Raw genomic sequence first — 17,258 nt, 5'->3', positions numbered from 1 at the left:
CGCGAAGGCCTCGTTCAGTTCGGCCTGGACACGCGCATCGACACCACCCAGATCGTGCCGACCTCCAAGCTGGTCTCGACGATTACGGGTTATCCGGTGCAGCCAAACAAGGCCATCGTCGGGGCCAACGCCTTCGCGCACGAGTCCGGCATCCACCAGGACGGCGTGATCAAGCACCGCGAGACCTACGAGATCATGCGTGCCGAGGACGTGGGCTGGGCCGCCAACAAGCTGGTGCTGGGCAAGCACTCGGGTCGCACCGCGTTCAAGCAGCGGCTGGAGGAGCTGGGCATCAAGATCCACAGCCAGGCCGAGCTGAACGAGGCCTTCGCGCGCTTCAAGGAGCTGGCCGACAAGAAGCACGAGATCTTCGACGAGGACCTGCAGGCGCTGATGAGCGAAACCGGCGCCGCGCACGTGGCCGATCGGTTCGCACTGCAATACCTGAAGGTCGGCATCGAGACCGGCACCAAACCCGTCGCCCAGGTCTGCGTGAGCGTGGACGGCGTGGAACACACGGCCGAGGCCGAGGGCGGCGGGCCGGTGGACGCCACCTACGGCGCGATCGAGAAGATCATCGGCAGCGGCGCCGAATTGCTGCTGTACTCGGTGAGCAACGTCACCCGCGGCATCGACGCCCAGGGCGAGGTCACGGTGCGGCTGCAGAAAGGCGGGCGGGTGGTCAACGGGCAGGGTGCCGACACCGATATCGTCATCGCCTCGGCCAAGGCCTATATCAATGCCCTGAACCGGCTGCAGCAGCCGGCCGAGCGCATGCATCCGCAGATGTACGAAACGGTGTAAGGCGATAGTATTTGCGGCATGGATGCGCAGCGCCGCAAGCAGTATCTCGATGCCCTGGGTATCCCGGTCTGGCAGTTGCGTGGCCAGCCGGCACCCGAACCCGAGGTCGAGGCGGCGCCCATGACATCCACGCCGGCGGGCGGGCAGGCGACGGGCGCGACGGCCGGCATGGACTGGGAAGCCCTGGCCGCCACGGTCAAGGTCTGCACGAAATGCCGCCTGCGCGCCGGCTGCACCCAGACCGTGTTCGGCGTCGGCTCGCGCACGGCGCCGCTGCTGGTGGTGGGCGAAGGGCCGGGCGCGGACGAGGATCGCCTCGGCGAGCCCTTCGTCGGCCGCGCCGGCAAGCTGCTCGACAGCATGCTGCTGGCCATCGGCCGGGACCGCAAGTCGGATACGGCGGCGCAGGGCGTGTACATCGCCAATATCGTCAAGTGCCGTCCGCCGGAGAATCGCGATCCGCAGCCGGACGAGGCCGCCGCCTGCCGGCCCTATCTGGAGCGCCAGATCGAGCTGTTGCAGCCGCGGCTCATCATCGCCGTCGGCCGCATCGCCGCGCAGAACCTGCTCATGACCGACGCGCCGATCGGCAAGCTGCGCGGGCCCGTGCACCGCTACGGGGCGCAGGGCATCCCGGTCATCGTGACTTATCACCCGGCCTACCTGCTGCGCAGCCCGCGCGAGAAGGGGCGCGCCTGGGACGACCTCAAGCGCGCGCGGGCGTTGCTGAGGGAAGTCGCATGAGCGCGCAGCCGAAAAGCCTGCTGCGCTGCCGGGAGATGCACCGCAGCGACCTGCCCGCAGTGCTGGCGATCGAGGGCCGTTCCTATGATTTCCCCTGGTCCGAGGGCATCTTCCGCGACTGCCTGCGCATGGGCTACAGCAGCTGGGTGGCGACCAACACCCTGGGCGAGATCCAGGGCTATGCGCTGATGTCCTACGCCATGGACGAGGCGCATATCCTCAATCTTTGCGTCAGCCCCGACTGTCGCCGGCGCGGGGTCGGCGAATACCTGCTCGAGCACCTGCTGGCCCAGGCGCGCCAGCACGCGGTGGAATGGGTGCTGCTGGAGGTGCGCAAGTCGAACCAGGCGGCGATCGCCCTGTACCAGAATGCCGGCTTCCACGAGATCGGCGAGCGGCGCAACTACTATCCTGCGATCGGCGGCCGCGAAGACGCGCTGGTGCTGGGCCAGCGCCTGTGAGCGAACGCCGCCAGATTCTGTCCTGGGCCTTCTACGACTGGGCCAACTCGGCCTTTGCCACCACCGTGCTGGCGGGTTTCTTCCCGCTGTTCTTCAAGCAGTACTGGAGCGCCGGCCAGGAGGCCACCACCAGCACCTTCCACCTCGGCATTGCCAATTCCGCCTCGAGCCTGGTGATCCTGTTGCTGGCGCCGACGCTCGGCGCGATCGCCGACCGTGGCGGGGCGCGCAAGCGGTTGCTGGCCTGTTTCATGATTCTCGGCGTGCTGGCCACCGCCGGGCTGTACCTGGTCGGCAAGGGCATGTGGTTCGAGGCGGCGCTGCTGTTCGTGCTCGGCGCCATCGGTTTTTCCGGCAGTATCGTGTTCTACGACTCGCTGCTGGTGGATGTCGCGCGCCCGCGCGACTACGACCGCGTATCGGCGCTCGGCTACGGCCTGGGCTATCTCGGCGGCGGCCTGCTGTTCGCTGTGAACGTGCTGATGACGCTCAAGCCACAGTGGTTCGGGCTGGCCGACGCCGCTGCGGCCGTGCGCCTGTCCTTTCTCACGGTGGCGGTCTGGTGGCTGCTGTTCTCGCTGCCGCTGTTCGTGAACGTGCGCGAGCAGGTGACGGACAGGCCGGCCGGCTGGCTGGAGGCGGTGCGTGGCGGGTTCCGGCAGCTGGCGGACACCTTTGCCGAGATCCGCAAGCTGCGCACGGTGCTGCTGTTCCTGTGCGCCTACTGGCTGTACATCGACGGCGTCGACACCATCATCCGCATGGCGGTGGATTACGGCATGGCGCTCGGCTTCGAGCCGACCAGCCTGATCGTCGCACTGCTCATCGTGCAGTTCGTCGGCTTCCCCGCGGCCATCGCCTTCGGCTGGCTGGGGGGCGCGATCGGCACCAAGCGCGCGCTGCTGCTGGGCATCGCGGTCTACATGGGCGTGACGGTCTGGGGGTATTTCCTCGAGAACGAGCGCCAGTTCTACCTGATGGCGATTACCATCGGGCTGGTGCAGGGCGGGGTGCAGTCGCTCAGCCGCTCCTATTACGCGCGCCTGATCCCGCCGGGCAAGTCCGGCGAGTTCTTCGGCTTCTACAACATGCTCGGCAAGTTCGCGGCGATCATCGGGCCGCTGCTGGTCGGCTGGACCGCCGTCCTCACCGGCAGCTCGCGGCTGTCGATCCTGGCCGTGCTGCTGCTGTTCGTCAGTGGTGCATGGCTGCTCTGGAAAGTGCCCGAGCCGGAGCGCATCGAACAGCGCTAAGCCGCTGTCCCCCTTTGCAAAACGTGCCCGGCACGCAAATTGCTCTGGCAGCTGGCAGTTGTTCCGGGAGCGCAAAGGCTCCGGGTGTGCCATGCCGCTCAGGGTATTGTTGGTCGATGCGCGCCGCGTGGGTGGGTCACGGCTGCCGTCCGTGCTCGAGGCCAGCGGCTTCCGCGTGGTGGCCGTGGTCACGGACGGCGATGATATGGTCGAGGCCGTGAAACGGCACCTGCCCGACGCCATCCTCATCGATGCCGATTCGCCGCGGCGCGATACGCTGGAAGGCCTGGCCTTGCTCAACCAGCGTTTTCCGCGGCCGACGGTGCTGCTCAGCGAGCAGGACGATCAGCGCCTGGCGCATGCCGCACTCGAAGCGGGGATCAGCACCTACACCGTGACCGGCGCCTCGCCAGCGCTGGTGCGTTCACTGGTTGAGGTCTCGGTCAGCCATTTCCGCGCCCACGGTCGCCTGCAGGCCGAACTGGCGCGGATGCAGGACTCGCTGGAAGAAAGTCGGATCGTCGATCGCGCCAAATGCCTGCTGATGGAGCGTCAGGCGCTGAGTGAGCGCGAGGCTTACGCACGGCTGCGCCGTCTGGCGATGGACCGCAGGCTGAAGCTGGCGGACGTGGCACAAGCCCTGCTCAATCAGGCGATTGGCTGAGGAGGGCCGGTGTCCTTGGGGGGCAACTCGAGAAGTTGGCATCGCAATTGCTTTAGCAGAGCCGGGCCGGCAATCCGGCCCTGAAACAACCGATCCGGGCAAAGGCGCCTCGCTTGCGGCTGAAGACCGCGCGGGGCGCCTTTTTTATGGGCATCAGTTTGGGCAACGACGGGAGAACACGATGTTGAACGGGAGCCGATGGACCATGGGCTTGCTGTTGCTGGCCGGCACCGGCATGGGCACGGCGGCGGAATCGCTGGACATGCTGCGCTACGCGCTGTCCGGCGGCACGCCGAACCTCGATCTGCGCCTGCGCTACGAAGACGTCGAGCAGGACAACGCGCTGGAGAACGCCGATGCGCTGACCCTGCGCACGCGCCTGGGCTATACGACCGCCAAGTGGAATGACCTGGACCTGATGGTCGAGCTCGAGGATGTGCATGCCCTGGGCGGCGAAGACTACAACAGCTGCCCCGGCGCCGGCGCGCCGTTCTTTGGCGATGGCTGCAACGGCAAGACGGGCTTCTCGCTGATCGCGGATCCGGAAGACACCGAGCTCAACCAGTTCTGGCTGCGCTATGCCGGCATCCCGAAGACCGTGCTCAAGTATGGCCGCCAGCGGCTGGTGCTGGACAACCACCGCTTCATCGGCAACGTCGGCTGGCGGCAGAACGAGATGACTTATGACGGCCTGTCGGTGGTGAATACCGCGCTGCCGAAACTCACGATCCACTATGCCCACCTGACCAACGCCAACAACATCTTCGGCGGCGACTTCCAGCTGCAGGGCGACCTGCTGAACCTGGCCTGGGCGCGCTCGGAAGCGCTCAATCTGGCGGGCTACGCCTATTTCGTGGACTTCGACCAGGACCTGGCGGCGCGGCGTGACACCCGGACCTACGGCCTGCGCGCCACCGGCGCGGTACCGCTGGCGCCGGTGAAGTTCCTGTACGCGCTCGAGTACGCCAGCCAGGACCGCCACAAGGATTCGCCCGACAGCGTGGAGGCCGACTACCGGCTGGTCGAGCTGGGTGCGGCTTACCAGGCGGTGACCGGCAAGCTGGGCTACGAAGTGCTCGGCGGTGACGGCGTGTACGGCTTCCAGACCCCGCTCGCGACCCTGCACGCCTTCCAGGGCTGGGCGGACGTGTTCCTCAACACGCCCGCCGCCGGCGTGCAGGACGCCTATCTGAGCCTGGGTGCCGTGGTGGAGAAGTTCAGCTTCCTCGCCGTGTACCACGATTTCTCTGCCGACAGCGGCGGTGCGGATTTCGGCGACGAGTGGGACGCGAGCCTGTCGCGGCCGATCAACGACAACCTGAGCGTGATGCTCAAGTATGCCGACTACAGCGCAAAGGACTTCGCCGTGGACACGGAGAAGCTCTGGGTCCAGGCCGAGTACAAGTTCTGACGAGGGTCGCTTCCGCGGCCGTATCAGCACGAACACCTTCAGGACGGGAGTTATGCCATGAGCGACAAAGATACCCAGAAGCCGGCCAGTGGTTCGCGCCGCCGCTTCCTCAAGGGCGCCGCAGTGGCGGCGGGCGGCACTGGGCTGTCCGGCCTGGTGCCGGGCTGGCTGCAGAGCGTGGCCTGGGCGGCCGGCTCCGATGCACCGGAGAAGACCGATCTGGCGATCGGCTTCATCCCGCTGACCGACTGCGCCAGCGTGGTGATGGCGGGTGAGCTCGGCCTGTACAAGAAGTACGGGCTCAACGTCACGGTTTCGAAGGAAGCGAGCTGGGCGGCGGTACGCGACAAGCTGATCCTCGGCCAGCTGGATGCCGCGCACGTACTGTACGGCCTGATCTACGGCGCGCACCTGGGCATCGGCTCGCAAAAGAAGGACATGGCCATTCTGATGGGCCTCAACCACAACGGCCAGGCCATCACCCTGTCGAACAAGCTGCGCGACATGGGTGTGAAGGATGGCACCAGCCTCAAGGCGGCCATCGACAAGAAGGGGCGCGAATACACCTTTGCGCAAACCTTCCCGACTGGCACGCATGCCATGTGGCTGTACTACTGGCTGGCAGCGCATGGCATCGATCCCTTCGTCGACGTCAAGAACATCACCATCCCGCCGCCGCAGATGGTGGCCAATATGCGCGTCGGCAACATGGATGGCTATTGCGTGGGCGAGCCGTGGAACGCGCGCGCCATCTTCGACAAGATCGGCTTCACTGCGACCACTACGCAGGCGATCTGGAAGAATCACCCGGAGAAGGTGCTGGGCACGACCCGGGCGTTCGTGGACCAGTACCCCAACACCACCCGCGCGATGATGCGGGCCGTGCTGGAGGCCTCGCGGCACATCGACACCTTGGCGAACCGCGCCAGGGTGTCCGAGATCATCGCCGGCAAGTCCTATGTCAACGCGCCGCCGCCGGTGATCCTCGGCCGCATGCTGGGCGAGTACGAAGACGGCGCGGGCAAGTCCTGGAAAGACCCGGACTTCATGAAGTTCCACAATGACGGCGAGGTGAACTTCCCCTATCTGTCGCACGGCATCTGGTTCATGACCCAGCACCGGCGCTGGGGCCTGCTCAAGGAAGACGTGGACTATCTCGCGGTCGCCAGGCAGGTCAACCAGGTGGCGATCTATACCGAGGTGGCGAAGGCGATGGGCATCTCGGTGCCGGCCAGCCCGCTGAAAACCGAAACGCTGTTCGACGGCGTGACCTTCGATCCGGCCAGACCGGCCGAGTATGCCGCCGGTTTCAAGCTCCGGGCATGAACGCACCCGCGGAGATTGCACCATGCATGCCTTGAGCCCCAAAGTCGTCGCGATGGCCGGCTATACCGGCGATCGGGTACGTGCCGACACCGCAGCCGCGCAATCGGCAACGGAAGCCGCCTCAGAACGGGCGGCCTTCGTGCCCTTGCTGCAGCGCCCCGAAGTACAGGCGTGGCTGCAGGGCGCGTTCGCGCGCCTGCTGCCGCCCCTGCTCGGGCTGGTGGTCTTTGCGGCAGTTTGGTCGGCGGTGGCCTCGGGTACCGACTATCTGCCGGGCCCGACGAAGACCTGGGAGGCGGCGAAACTGCTGTTCAGCGATCCGTTCTATCGGAACGGGCCGAACGACCAGGGTATCGGCTGGAATGTTTACAACTCGCTCAAGCGCGTCGCGCTCGGTTTCGGCCTCGCGGCCCTGGCCGGCATTCCGCTGGGCTTCCTGCTGGGGCGCTTTCTGATGCTGAGCCGCGCCTTCAATCCGATCATCAGTCTGCTGCGGCCGGTATCGCCGCTGGCCTGGCTGCCGATCGGGCTGGCGGTGTTCAAGGCCGCGGACCCGGCGGCGATCTTCGTGATCTTCATCTGCAGTATCTGGCCGATGGTGATGAATACCGCAGCCGGCGTGGCCAGCGTGCCGCAGGATTACCTCAACGTCGCCCGCGTCCTGAAGCTGCCGGAGTGGAAGGTCTTTATCCGCATCCTGCTGCCGGCCACCGTGCCCTACGTGCTGACCGGCGCGCGGCTGGCGCTGGGCATCGCCTGGCTGGTGATCGTGGCCAGCGAGATGCTGACCGGTGGCACCGGCATCGGCTTCTGGGTCTGGGATGAGTGGAATAACCTGAACATGGAACACATCATCATCGCGATCTTTGTCATCGGCAGCATCGGCCTGCTCTTGGAGACCGGCATGAGCCGCATGGCCGCGCGCTTCGATTACCGGGGCCGTTAGTCATGCGTGACGCGCAATTTCCAGAACGGGCGAGCGGGAGCCTGAAATGACGTTTCTTCAGATCGATCACGCGACGGTCGAGTTCAAGACCCGCAAGGGCAGCTTCCGTGCCATCGAGAACATTAACCTTGCGGTCGCGCAGGGCGAATTCGTCTCGATCATCGGCCACTCCGGCTGTGGCAAGTCCACCCTGCTGAACCTCGTCGCCGGGCTGGTCGAGGCGACGCAGGGCGGCGCCATACTCAACGGCCGCGAGATTCATGGCCCGGGACCGGATCGTGCGGTCGTGTTCCAGAACCACTCGCTGCTGCCCTGGCTGACGGCCTACGGCAACGTGCACCTGGCGGTGGAGCGGGTGTTTGGCGGCCGCGAGCGCCGGGCGCAGCTGCGCCGGCGCAGCGAGGCGGCGCTGGAACTGGTGGGCCTTGCCCACGCGCGCAATCGGCATCCGCACGAGTTGTCCGGCGGCATGAAGCAGCGCGTAGGCATCGCGCGTGCGCTGGCCATGGAACCCAAGCTGCTGCTGATGGACGAGCCCTTCGGTGCGCTGGACGCGCTCACCCGTGCCAGCCTGCAGGATTCGCTGATGGAGATCCAGCAGCGGCTCGGCAGCACCGTGATCATGGTGACGCACGACGTGGATGAGGCGGTGCTGCTGTCGGACCGCATCGTCATGATGACCAACGGCCCGGCCGCCTCGGTCGGGCAGGTTCTGGAAGTGGCGCTGGACCGTCCCCGCCGGCGCGTACAACTGGCCGACGACGCGCGGTACAACCACTGCCGCGCCGAGGTGCTGCGCTTCCTGCACCAGCGCCATACCGCGCCCCAGGCGGCGTGAGTTGCGTTCTTGCTTGCTGGGGTCTTACTGATCAGGTTGCCAAATAGTGCGCACTTCGAGGGACATGCCGTTTGACGGGCTGTTCAGTATGTCTGCCAGAAGGACGTGACTAGAACCCATCTCATAATCCCGCGCGGCCGCGACCGTGGTGCTTTTGGCCCAGGGCGCGGCGCGACGAGCGTGGTGTACTGACTGTACACGAGCGAGTCGCAACAAAGCCATGGGCCAAAAGCGCCCGGTCCCGAAGGGTTACGGCCGAAATGCGCGGCTGCTGTGTTGCGCGGCTTGCCCAGACCCTTCCAGTATGGGCTGCGCCGCGCGCCTTGCATCCGCGCATTTCGACCCGTAACGCGGCTCGCGGGGGATTATGAGATGGGTTCTAAGGCTTGAAGCGGCGCGCGTAGTCCCGCAGCTGCCGCAAGGCGGCCCTGTCGTCCACGCCGGCATAACGCAGGCCGATGTACAGGCCGCTGATGCGATCCATGTCGGCGGCGAGATCCGGCCGTGCGCGGGCCACGCGCTCGGCGTAATCGCGCGGGCCCTCGTGCGGCAGCCGGGGCAGATTGCGGCGCGCCAGCGCCCGGCCGACGCGCGCCCATTCGCGCAGCGCCGGGTCGTCGATGCCGCGCGGCCGTGCCTGCCACAGCAGCACCGCGCCCAGCAGCGCGAGAAAGCCGACCACCAGTGCGGTCAGCACCAGCGTCATCCGGTACCAGTCGCGGATGCCGAAGCGTTCGAGGAACTGCTGCTGCAGCTCGGGGCCATAGGCCAGGATCGAACGGTTCCAGATGGCGTTGGTCCATTCCCAGTAGCTCTCGAGCTGGTACACCCAGTAGATGTCGCTGCCGCGCCGGACGAGTGCCGCCTCACTGTCGGGCAGGGCGGCGGCGAGTCCCGATTCGACGCGCTGCGGCGCCACCGCGGCGGTCGGGTCCACGCGCACCCAGCCTTCGCCCGGCAGCCAGACCTCGCTCCAGGCGTGCGCATCCGACTGCCGTACGGTGAAATGCCCGCCGGCGGCATTCAACTCACCGCCCAGATAGCCGGTCACCACGCGCGCCGGGATGCCGGCCGCGCGCATCAGCAGGGTGAAGGCACTGGCGTAGTGCTCGCAGAAGCCGCGTCGCGTGTTGAACAGAAAATCGTCCATGGCGCTGGTGCGCGAGAGCAGCGGCGGCTGCAGCGTGTACACGAACGCTTCCTGGTTGAACATGCGCAGGGCGGCGTTGACCACGTCGCGGTCGCTGCGGGATCGCGCACGCCATTCCTGCGCCAGGGCGCGCAACCGCGCATTGCCGTAGCGCGGCAGCTGCAGGGCGCGCTGGCGCGTGGGCTCCGGCAGCTCCGGCTGCAGCCGGTAACGCGGATAGGAGAGCACCTGGTACAGCTGCCGCTCGCGCAGCGGTCGGCTGCTCAGCAGTTGATAGCCGCTGCCCTGAATGGACTGTGGCGGGCCCTGTGCCGGCAGGTCGAGCGCCAGCAGCCAGTTCTGGTCGTGTGGTTCGAGCATGATTTCCTGGCGTACGCCGCCGCCCAAGGATTGTGGCGCCGGCAGGGCCGTCGCCGCGGGCGTTTCATGGCCGGCGCCCCAGGCGCGCCCATCGTAGTTCCACAACACTGGGCCGCGCCAGTAGCGCTGGTTCGGCGGCGGCACCGGGTCGAGAAACACCACGCGGAAGGCGATCTCGTCGGAGCGGCTGAGCTGGCTGATCGTTCCGGGCTCCATCGAGCCGCTGAGGCCCATGCGTGCACTGTGCGTGTCGGCCGGCACGCCCCATAAGGGGCCCGGGATGCGCGGGAACAGCACGAACATCAGCAGCATCAGCGGCACGGCCTGCAGCAGCAGCGTAGCGCCCTCGCGCAACGTCGCGCGCGGAGGCAGCGGCCCCTGCGGGTGGCTGGCCTCGAGCAGCAGGGCAGTGACCAGCCAGGCGCTGGCGAAGACATAAGCCGTGGTGCCGATTTCCTGCGAGGCCAGAAAATGCGTGACCAGGATGAAATAGGCGAGCATCAGCACGATGGCACAGTCGCGCAGGCGGTTCATCTCGGTCAGCTTGAGTGCGACCATGACCACCAGCAGCCCGGCCCCGGCCTCACTGCTGTTGATCCGGCCATAGCTCAGGAACAGGCCGGCGAACGCCGCAAAGGCCAGTATGCTGCGCAACCAGGCGGGTGGCAGCGGCCAGCGCCGCAGCGCAGCCAGGCCGCGCCAGACAAGCACCGCCGTCACCAGCACCGAGGCCCACACCGGCAGGCGCTGGAAATGCGGCAGGATGACGACCGCCAGGCAGGCCAGCAGGCGCAGCAACGTCCAGTTCGGCAGCGCGGCCTCGCCTGGCGGCGAGGGATCCGGCGACAGGTGCGCTGCGAGCCGATGCGCGATCAGGTTGGGCGTTGCGCTCATGTCGCGACCGTCCCGCCCTGGAACAGCGCCAGCGCCTCGAGGCAGGCATGCCGGTGCTGTTCGCTGCTGGCGGGCGGCAGTCGGGTTCCCGGCAGCGCCAGCCCGTAGCTCTTGCCGGCCCGGTGCGCATCGAGTACCCAGCGGCACAGCTGCGACAGGCGCGCCTCGGTGTCCATGCCGGCCAGGCTGTCCCAGTCCAGCCACAGCTCGCGCTGTACCGGGTCGGCGAACTGCTTGACCATCAGCTGCCCCGTGCGCGGCAGTGTTTTCCAGTGGATCAGGCGCGAGGCATCGCCCCGCTGGTAGTTGCGCAGGCCGATGAAATCCTCCTTGCCGCCGATGCGGTCGGGGATGCCGCTGTCGCCGCCTGGCGCCGGCGGCGGCTGCAGGCGGCTGTCCGCCGGCGCAGGATAGACCACGCACTGCATGTCCAGCTCGATCCAGGTCCAGGCATGGAACAGCCCGAGCGGATACTCGGTGTAGAGCCGAAAGGGCGGTGCCGGCAGCAGCCCGCGTCGCGGCGCGGGCAACAGCAGCCGCGCCAGGGCGCTGCCGTGGGCCGGCACGTCGAAGTGCAGTGGGTTCTGCTCGTCATCGACCGGACTGGCGACCAGTGCATAGCGGTGCGCGGCAGCCGGATTGTCGAGCACCAGCTGGAACTGGGCGTCATGGCCCGCAAACACGGGTGCATGGCGTCCTGCGCGCACCGACAGGTGCACGAGGTTGCGATGGGTGTGGTGCATGCATACCAGGCCGAGTCCCGCCAGCAGGAAGGTCAGCGCGAAGGCCATGCTGTTGCTGTAGTTCATCGCGCCCAGCAGCATCACGAACAGCATCAGCCCGAAGACGTAGCCGAAGCGCGTCGGCACGATATAGATGCGCTGCCGGCGGACGGTCACCGGCCCCGGCACGCGCCGGATGCGGCGGAAGATGTATTCGCGGATCCGGCGACGGAGGTATTGGCGCGGTGACAGGCGCACGTTACGGGATCGGTACCGATTCCAGCAGCTGTTGCGCCAGCTGCGCGCCATCGGCTTGCTCGGCCCCATCCTCCGGCAGCAGGCGATGCGTGACCACCGCGGGCAGCACGGCCTGCACGTCCTCGGGCAGCACGCTGCCGCGGCCGTCCATCAGTGCCCAGGCCTGGGCACTGCGCCGCAGCGCAAGCCCCGCGCGCGGCGACAGGCCCTCGCGGAAGCGCGGATTTTCGCGTGTGTGCCGTACGATCGCCAGCAGGTACTCGACCAGAGCGTCACTGACCGTGATGCGGCCCGCTGCCGCCTGCAGCTCCAGCAGGTCGGCCGGCGACAGTGCCGGCGACAGCGTCGCCAGCAGCTCGCGCCGGTCCTGTTCCCTGAGCAGGGCGTGTTCGGCCTCTGCCGGCGGGTAACCCAGCTCCACGCGCATCAGGAAGCGGTCCAGCTGCGATTCCGGCAGCGGAAAGGTGCCGATCTGGTAATTCGGATTCTGCGTGGCGACGACGAAAAAAGGATTCGGCAGGATGCGCGTCTGGCCATCGATGGTGACCTGGCGTTCTTCCATCGCCTCCAGCAATGCGCTCTGGGTTTTCGGGCTGGCGCGGTTGACCTCGTCGGCCAGCACCAGCTGGGCGAAGATCGGGCCCGGGTGGAACTGGAAGCCGCCGCGCGCCTGCTCATAGACCGAGACGCCCAGGATGTCGGCCGGCAGCAGGTCGCTGGTGAACTGGATACGCTGGAACTGCAGACCCAGCACTCGCGCGAGGGTCTGGGCCAGCGTGGTCTTGCCCACGCCGGGAATGTCCTCGATCAGCAGGTGACCGCGTGCGAGCAGGCAGGCGACCGCCAGCCGGAGCTGCCGCGACTTACCCAGAATGACGCGCCCGGCCTGGGTCAGGGCAAGATCCAGCGCTTGCTTCATAACTGACGGATTCTCCTATTGTATTGCCGACGGCTGAATCAGTGCATACGGTAACAGTCTGCCGGCGCGCGCGCAGCCTTATGGATGATTTTTACGCTGGCAGCAGGGGTTAGCGCCGGTTAGAATCGGCCGTGACCGTCACGTGACGGTTTCAGGAGTCTGACCCCCATGTCTTCCGTTGTCACCGAACTCAAGCAGGCCATGGCCCAGGCCCGCGATTACCAGACCTGGTTCGAGGCTGCCCAGGAGCTCGACCGCTGGGAAGGCATGGAGACCTGGCGCGAGGACGAGGTCTCCCCCGATTACGATTACGCGCTGATCCGAGACCGCCTGCAGACGTTGCGCAAGTATCGCAACCGCGACGACGTGCTCAAGCTGGTGCATTACCTTCGCCAGGGCATGCACTGGAATCTCGGCAACATCAGCAATCCCGAGCTCTATCACCACAGCCGCGTCGGGACCAAGTACCTGGTGCAGGACTATCTCGACACGCTGGCCTCCACCCTCAACTACCTCTGCGACACGGATTTCCCCGAGTTGTCCACGGAAGAGAAGAACAAATTCTTCCAGGACGTGGCGCTCTCCTTCGGCCGCTCCGCGCTGGTGCTTTCGGGCGGCGCGACCATGGGGTTTTTCCACATCGGCGTGATCAAGGCGCTGCGCGAGCAGGGGCTGCTGCCGCGGGTGATCTCCGGCTCCAGCGCCGGCGCCATGGTGGCTGCCGGCCTGGGCACGGTGAAGGACGACGAGCTGGACAAGGTCTTCGACCCGCGCCGCTTCAGCGTGAAGTTCTGGGCGCTGCTGCGCATGAGTGCCGCGGTGCGTCGCGGCGTGATCATGGACGACAACCAGCTGCGCGCGGCGATCGAGAGCATCATCCCCGACATGACCTTCGCCGAGGCCTACGAGCACACGCGCTGCATCGTCAACATCACCGTGTCGCCGGCGCACACCAACCAGATCCCGCGCCTGCTCAACTACCTGACTTTTCCGCACCTATACATTCGCGAGGCGGTACTGGCGTCCTGCGCAGTGCCGTTCGTGTTCCCGCCGCAGATGCTGATGACGCGTGACGACGACGGCAAGAAGGTGCCGTTCATGCCGACCCAGAAATGGGTGGACGGCAGCATGAAGTCGGACCTGCCGATCCTGCGCCTGCGCCGGCTGCACAACGTGAACCACACCATCGTCAGCCAGACCAATCCGCTGGTGCTCCCATTCATGCAGCTCAAGGGCAGCGAGCAGGACACCTTCCTGTACGAGCCACGCAACTTCCTGCTGTCGAACGTCCGCTCGCAGCTGCAGTACGCGGCCAAGGTCGGTGGCAGGTATGCACCCATCGAGCCTGTACGCCGGCGTCTGAGTGACGCGCATGCACTGCTGGATCAGGACTACCGCGGCAACGTCACCATCCTGCCGCGTTTCAAGCTGATCAATTACCTGCGTTTGGCGGCCAACCCGAGCGTGGCCGAGGTGGAGGACTACATTCTCGAGGGTGAGCGTTCGACCTGGCCCAAGCTGGCCATGATCCGCAACCAGACCATGATCAGCCAGACGCTGGACGGCTGTCTGGACCGCATCGCGGCCCGTGCCGCCGCTGCGGCCGGCAAGCCGCAGCCGGAGGAGTCGCCGCGCAAGCCCAGGCGCCGTCTGCAACTGCGCCTCGTAAGGTAGCCACCGCCGTCTTGTATCCGGGACATGGGGGCGCGGCGCGACCGTGTCCCTGTGTGCAGCGCTTACAAATTCCGGATGCGGGCGAGCTGGACCTCCAGCTCGTTGACCGCGCGCTGCTGTTCGGCCAAGGTGGTGCGCTCCTTCTCCACTACCGCCGCCGGCGCATTGCGGACGAACTGCGGGTTGGCCAGACGCTGCTCGCTGCCATCGATGACCTTGCGCTTGCCTTCGATCAGCTTCTGCAGGCGTGCGATCTCCGCGGTCTTGTCGATCAGCCCGGCCATCGGCACCAGCAATTTCATCTCACCGAGCAGGGCCGTGGCCGATTCGGGGACGGGCTCGCCGTCGGCGAGGAAGCGGATGTCCTGCACGCGCGCGAGGAAATCGATCAGCGCACGATGCCGTACCGTACGCTCGCGATCCTCCGCACTGGCGTTCATGGCCAGCACCGGCAGCGGCTTGCCGGGCGCGATGTCCATCTCGCCGCGGATCTGGCGGATGCCGAGGATGAAACCCTGCAGCCAGGCCATTTCCGACTCGGCCTGCGGGTCACGTTTCGACGCATCCGCCCGCGGGTAGGGCTGCAGCATGATGGTCTCGCCCCTGCGTCCGGCCAGTGGCGCTATGCGCTGCCAGATCTCTTCGGTGATGAAGGGCATCAGCGGGTGCGCAAGACGCAGTAACGTTTCCAGTACGCGTACCAGTGTGCGACGGGTACCACGCTGCTGGGATTCACTACCCTGCTGCAGCACAGGCTTGGACAGTTCCAGGTACCAGTCGCAAAACTCATACCAGGCGAATTCATAGATGGTCTGCGCAGCAAGATCGAAACGATAGCTGTCGAAATGCTTGCACACCTCGGCCTCGGCATGCTGCAGGCGTGAGACGATCCAGCGGTCGGCCAGCGATGGCTCGACGGGCGCCGCAGTATCCTGTCCGCAGTCCTTGCCTTCGCACTGCATGAGCACGTAACGCGCCGCATTCCACAGCTTGTTGCAGAAGTTGCGGTAGCCGGCAACCCGGCCGGTGTCGAAGCGGATGTCGCGGCCGCTGGTGGCCAGCGCGGCGAAGGTGAAGCGCAGCGCATCCGCGCCGTAGGCGGCGATGCCTTCGGGGAACTCCTTGCGCGTGGCCTTTTCGATCTTCTGCGCCAGCTGCGGTTGCATCAGGCCGCTGGTACGCTTGGCGACCAGCGATTCCAGGTCGATGCCATCGATGAGGTCCAGCGGGTCGAGCACGTTGCCCTTGGACTTCGACATCTTCTGGCCCTCGGCATCGCGCACCAGGCCGTGGATATAAACCTCGCGGAACGGTACCTCGCCCGCGAATTCCAGGCCCATCATGATCATGCGGGCAACCCAGAAGAAGATGATGTCGAAGCCGGTGACCAGCACGCTGGTCGGGTAGAAGGTCTTGAGCTCCGGTGTTTGCTCCGGCCAGCCGAGCGTCGAGAACGGCCACAGGGCGGAGGAGAACCAGGTATCGAGCACGTCCTCGTCCTGGCTGAGCTTCACTTCCGCCGCCAGCCGGTGCTTGATGCGCACCTCGCCTTCGCTGCGGCCGACGTAAATGTTGCCTTGCTCGTCGTACCACGCAGGGATGCGATGGCCCCACCAGATCTGACGGCTGATGCACCAGTCCTGGATGTTGCGCATCCACTCGAAGTAGGTCTTTTTCCAGTTCTCCGGCACGAAGCGGATGCGGCCGTCCTCCACGGCCCGGATGGCCGGTGCCGCCAGCGGGCCGACCCTCACGTACCATTGGTCGGTGAGATAGGGCTCGATGACCGCGTGCGTGCGGTCGCCACGCGGCACCATCAGCTTGTGCGGCTCGACCTTGTCCAGCAGCCCAGCCGCCTCGAGATCGGCAATGATCCGCTTGCGCGCGACAAAGCGGTCCAGGCCGCGGTAGGTCGGCGGTACGCTGTCGTTGAGCGACGCATCCGGCGTGAAGATGTTGATCATCGGCAGGCCGTGGCGCTGGCCTACGGCATAGTCGTTGAAGTCGTGCGCCGGCGTGATCTTCACGCAACCGGAGCCGAAGGCCGGGTCCACGTATGCGTCGCCGATGATCGGGATCTCGCGGTCGGCGAGCGGCAGGCGAATGGTCCTGCCGATGAGATGCCGATAGCGCTCGTCTTCCGGATGCACGGCCACGGCGGTATCGCCGAGCATCGTCTCCGGGCGCGTCGTGGCGACGATGAGGTGACCGCTGCCATCGGCCAGCGGGTAGCGCAGATGCCACAACTGCCCGGATTCTTCCTCCGACATCACTTCGAGGTCGGACACCGCGGTGTGCAGGACCGGGTCCCAGTTCACCAGCCGCTGGCCGCGGTAGATCAGCCCCTTCTCGTACAGGCGCACGAACACTTCGGTCACGGCCCGCGACAGGCCCTCGTCCATGGTGAAGCGCTCGCGCGACCAGTCCACCGAGGCGCCGAGGCGGCGCAGCTGGCGCGTGATGGTGCCACCGGACTCGGCCTTCCACTGCCACACGCGCTCGATGAACTTCTCGCGGCCGAGGTCATGGCGCGTGACGCCCTGCGCGGCGAGCTGCCGCTCCACCACCATCTGCGTGGCGATGCCGGCATGGTCGGTGCCCGGCTGCCACAGCGTGGCCTCGCCCCGCATGCGGTGGTAGCGCGTGAGCGCGTCCATGAGCGTGTCCTGGAACGCATGGCCCATGTGCAGGCTGCCGGTCACGTTGGGCGGCGGAATCATAATGCAGTAAGCCGGAGCGTTCGGACCGCCCCGGGGCGCGAACCAGCCGCGGCTCTCCCACAGGGGGTACCATCTCGCCTCGATGGATTTCGGTTCGAAGGTTTTGTCCATGCG

The 17,258-nt window shown here is 66.5% G+C and carries 14 protein-coding genes; 10 read left to right on the top strand and 4 right to left on the bottom strand.

Annotation, left to right across the window (positions count from 1 at the left end):
• The 9 genes from VNJ47_07360 to VNJ47_07320 form a co-directional block, all read left to right on the top strand.
• The coding region (locus tag VNJ47_07360; protein ID HXG28648.1) for an alpha-isopropylmalate synthase regulatory domain-containing protein at positions 1-804 on the top strand (804 nt) is incomplete at its 5' end.
• Positions 805-822: 18 nt separating this feature from the next.
• Complete coding sequence (locus VNJ47_07355; protein HXG28647.1) at positions 823-1,548, top strand: uracil-DNA glycosylase; 726 nt, start codon at positions 823-825, stop codon at positions 1,546-1,548.
• Complete coding sequence (rimI, locus tag VNJ47_07350) at positions 1,545-2,009, top strand: ribosomal protein S18-alanine N-acetyltransferase (GenBank protein HXG28646.1); 465 nt, start codon at positions 1,545-1,547, stop codon at positions 2,007-2,009. Before VNJ47_07355 ends, rimI begins: the two co-directional genes overlap by 4 nt.
• Positions 2,006-3,262 carry an MFS transporter gene (locus VNJ47_07345; GenBank protein ID HXG28645.1) on the top strand — a complete coding sequence of 419 codons (1,257 nt, stop codon included), beginning with the start codon at positions 2,006-2,008 and terminating at the stop codon, positions 3,260-3,262. Before rimI ends, VNJ47_07345 begins: the two co-directional genes overlap by 4 nt.
• 91 nt (positions 3,263-3,353) lie before the next feature.
• The gene (locus VNJ47_07340; GenBank protein HXG28644.1) at positions 3,354-3,926 is read left to right on the top strand and encodes an ANTAR domain-containing protein; all 573 of its coding nucleotides are present in this window, start codon (positions 3,354-3,356) and stop codon (positions 3,924-3,926) included.
• 205 nt (positions 3,927-4,131) lie between these two features.
• Positions 4,132-5,337, top strand: coding sequence for an alginate export family protein (locus VNJ47_07335; protein ID HXG28643.1), 1,206 nt, complete (start codon positions 4,132-4,134; stop codon positions 5,335-5,337).
• A 57-nt stretch (positions 5,338-5,394) separates the two neighbouring features.
• Positions 5,395-6,663 carry a CmpA/NrtA family ABC transporter substrate-binding protein gene (locus VNJ47_07330; GenBank protein HXG28642.1) on the top strand — a complete coding sequence of 423 codons (1,269 nt, stop codon included), beginning with the start codon at positions 5,395-5,397 and terminating at the stop codon, positions 6,661-6,663.
• Between the two features lie 22 nt (positions 6,664-6,685).
• Positions 6,686-7,609, top strand: coding sequence for a nitrate ABC transporter permease (gene ntrB, locus VNJ47_07325; protein HXG28641.1), 924 nt, complete (start codon positions 6,686-6,688; stop codon positions 7,607-7,609).
• A 46-nt stretch (positions 7,610-7,655) separates the two neighbouring features.
• A complete protein-coding gene (locus tag VNJ47_07320) occupies positions 7,656-8,447 on the top strand; it encodes an ABC transporter ATP-binding protein (protein ID HXG28640.1) in 792 nt (263 codons plus the stop codon).
• A 379-nt stretch (positions 8,448-8,826) separates the two neighbouring features.
• On the opposite strand, the gene VNJ47_07315 is transcribed toward VNJ47_07320, so the two are convergent.
• From VNJ47_07315 to VNJ47_07305, 3 genes are read right to left on the bottom strand one after another with little or no spacing between them, the layout of a single operon-like run.
• A complete protein-coding gene (locus VNJ47_07315; protein HXG28639.1) occupies positions 8,827-10,851 on the bottom strand; it encodes a DUF3488 and transglutaminase-like domain-containing protein in 2,025 nt (674 codons plus the stop codon).
• A complete protein-coding gene (locus VNJ47_07310; protein ID HXG28638.1) occupies positions 10,848-11,831 on the bottom strand; it encodes a DUF58 domain-containing protein in 984 nt (327 codons plus the stop codon). Before VNJ47_07310 ends, VNJ47_07315 begins: the two co-directional genes overlap by 4 nt.
• A 1-nt stretch (position 11,832) precedes the next feature.
• On the bottom strand, positions 11,833-12,750 hold the full coding sequence (locus VNJ47_07305; GenBank protein ID HXG28637.1) for a MoxR family ATPase: 918 nt from the start codon (positions 12,748-12,750) through the stop codon (positions 11,833-11,835).
• 168 nt (positions 12,751-12,918) lie between these two features.
• Here VNJ47_07305 and VNJ47_07300 point away from each other — a divergent pair, with 168 nt between their 5' ends.
• Positions 12,919-14,424: a DUF3336 domain-containing protein gene (locus VNJ47_07300; protein HXG28636.1), complete on the top strand. Its 1,506-nt coding sequence runs from the start codon at positions 12,919-12,921 to the stop codon at positions 14,422-14,424.
• 62 nt (positions 14,425-14,486) lie between these two features.
• On the opposite strand, the gene VNJ47_07295 is transcribed toward VNJ47_07300, so the two are convergent.
• A complete protein-coding gene (locus VNJ47_07295; protein ID HXG28635.1) occupies positions 14,487-17,255 on the bottom strand; it encodes a valine--tRNA ligase in 2,769 nt (922 codons plus the stop codon).
• Positions 17,256-17,258: the final 3 nt, after the last annotated feature.

It is taken from the genome of Nevskiales bacterium (assembly GCA_035574475.1).
Classification (GTDB): Bacteria; Pseudomonadota; Gammaproteobacteria; order Nevskiales; family DATLYR01; genus DATLYR01.
Note: the sequence above shows the minus strand (reverse complement) of the source record. Positions and strands in the feature narration are given on the sequence as shown.

Excerpts from the sequence above, each read along its gene's own strand:
- VNJ47_07355 (HXG28647.1), top strand. The coding sequence starts at position 823 with ATGGATGCGCAGCGCCGCAAGCAGTATCTCGATGCCCTGGGTATCCCG.
- rimI (HXG28646.1), top strand. The coding sequence starts at position 1,545 with ATGAGCGCGCAGCCGAAAAGCCTGCTGCGCTGCCGGGAGATGCACCGC.
- VNJ47_07340 (HXG28644.1), top strand. The coding sequence starts at position 3,354 with ATGCCGCTCAGGGTATTGTTGGTCGATGCGCGCCGCGTGGGTGGGTCA.
- VNJ47_07335 (HXG28643.1), top strand. The coding sequence starts at position 4,132 with ATGGGCTTGCTGTTGCTGGCCGGCACCGGCATGGGCACGGCGGCGGAA.
- VNJ47_07330 (HXG28642.1), top strand. The coding sequence starts at position 5,395 with ATGAGCGACAAAGATACCCAGAAGCCGGCCAGTGGTTCGCGCCGCCGC.
- ntrB (HXG28641.1), top strand. The coding sequence starts at position 6,686 with ATGCATGCCTTGAGCCCCAAAGTCGTCGCGATGGCCGGCTATACCGGC.
- VNJ47_07320 (HXG28640.1), top strand. The coding sequence starts at position 7,656 with ATGACGTTTCTTCAGATCGATCACGCGACGGTCGAGTTCAAGACCCGC.
- VNJ47_07315 (HXG28639.1), bottom strand. The coding sequence starts at position 10,851 with ATGAGCGCAACGCCCAACCTGATCGCGCATCGGCTCGCAGCGCACCTG.
- VNJ47_07305 (HXG28637.1), bottom strand. The coding sequence starts at position 12,750 with ATGAAGCAAGCGCTGGATCTTGCCCTGACCCAGGCCGGGCGCGTCATT.
- VNJ47_07300 (HXG28636.1), top strand. The coding sequence starts at position 12,919 with ATGTCTTCCGTTGTCACCGAACTCAAGCAGGCCATGGCCCAGGCCCGC.
- VNJ47_07295 (HXG28635.1), bottom strand. The coding sequence starts at position 17,255 with ATGGACAAAACCTTCGAACCGAAATCCATCGAGGCGAGATGGTACCCC.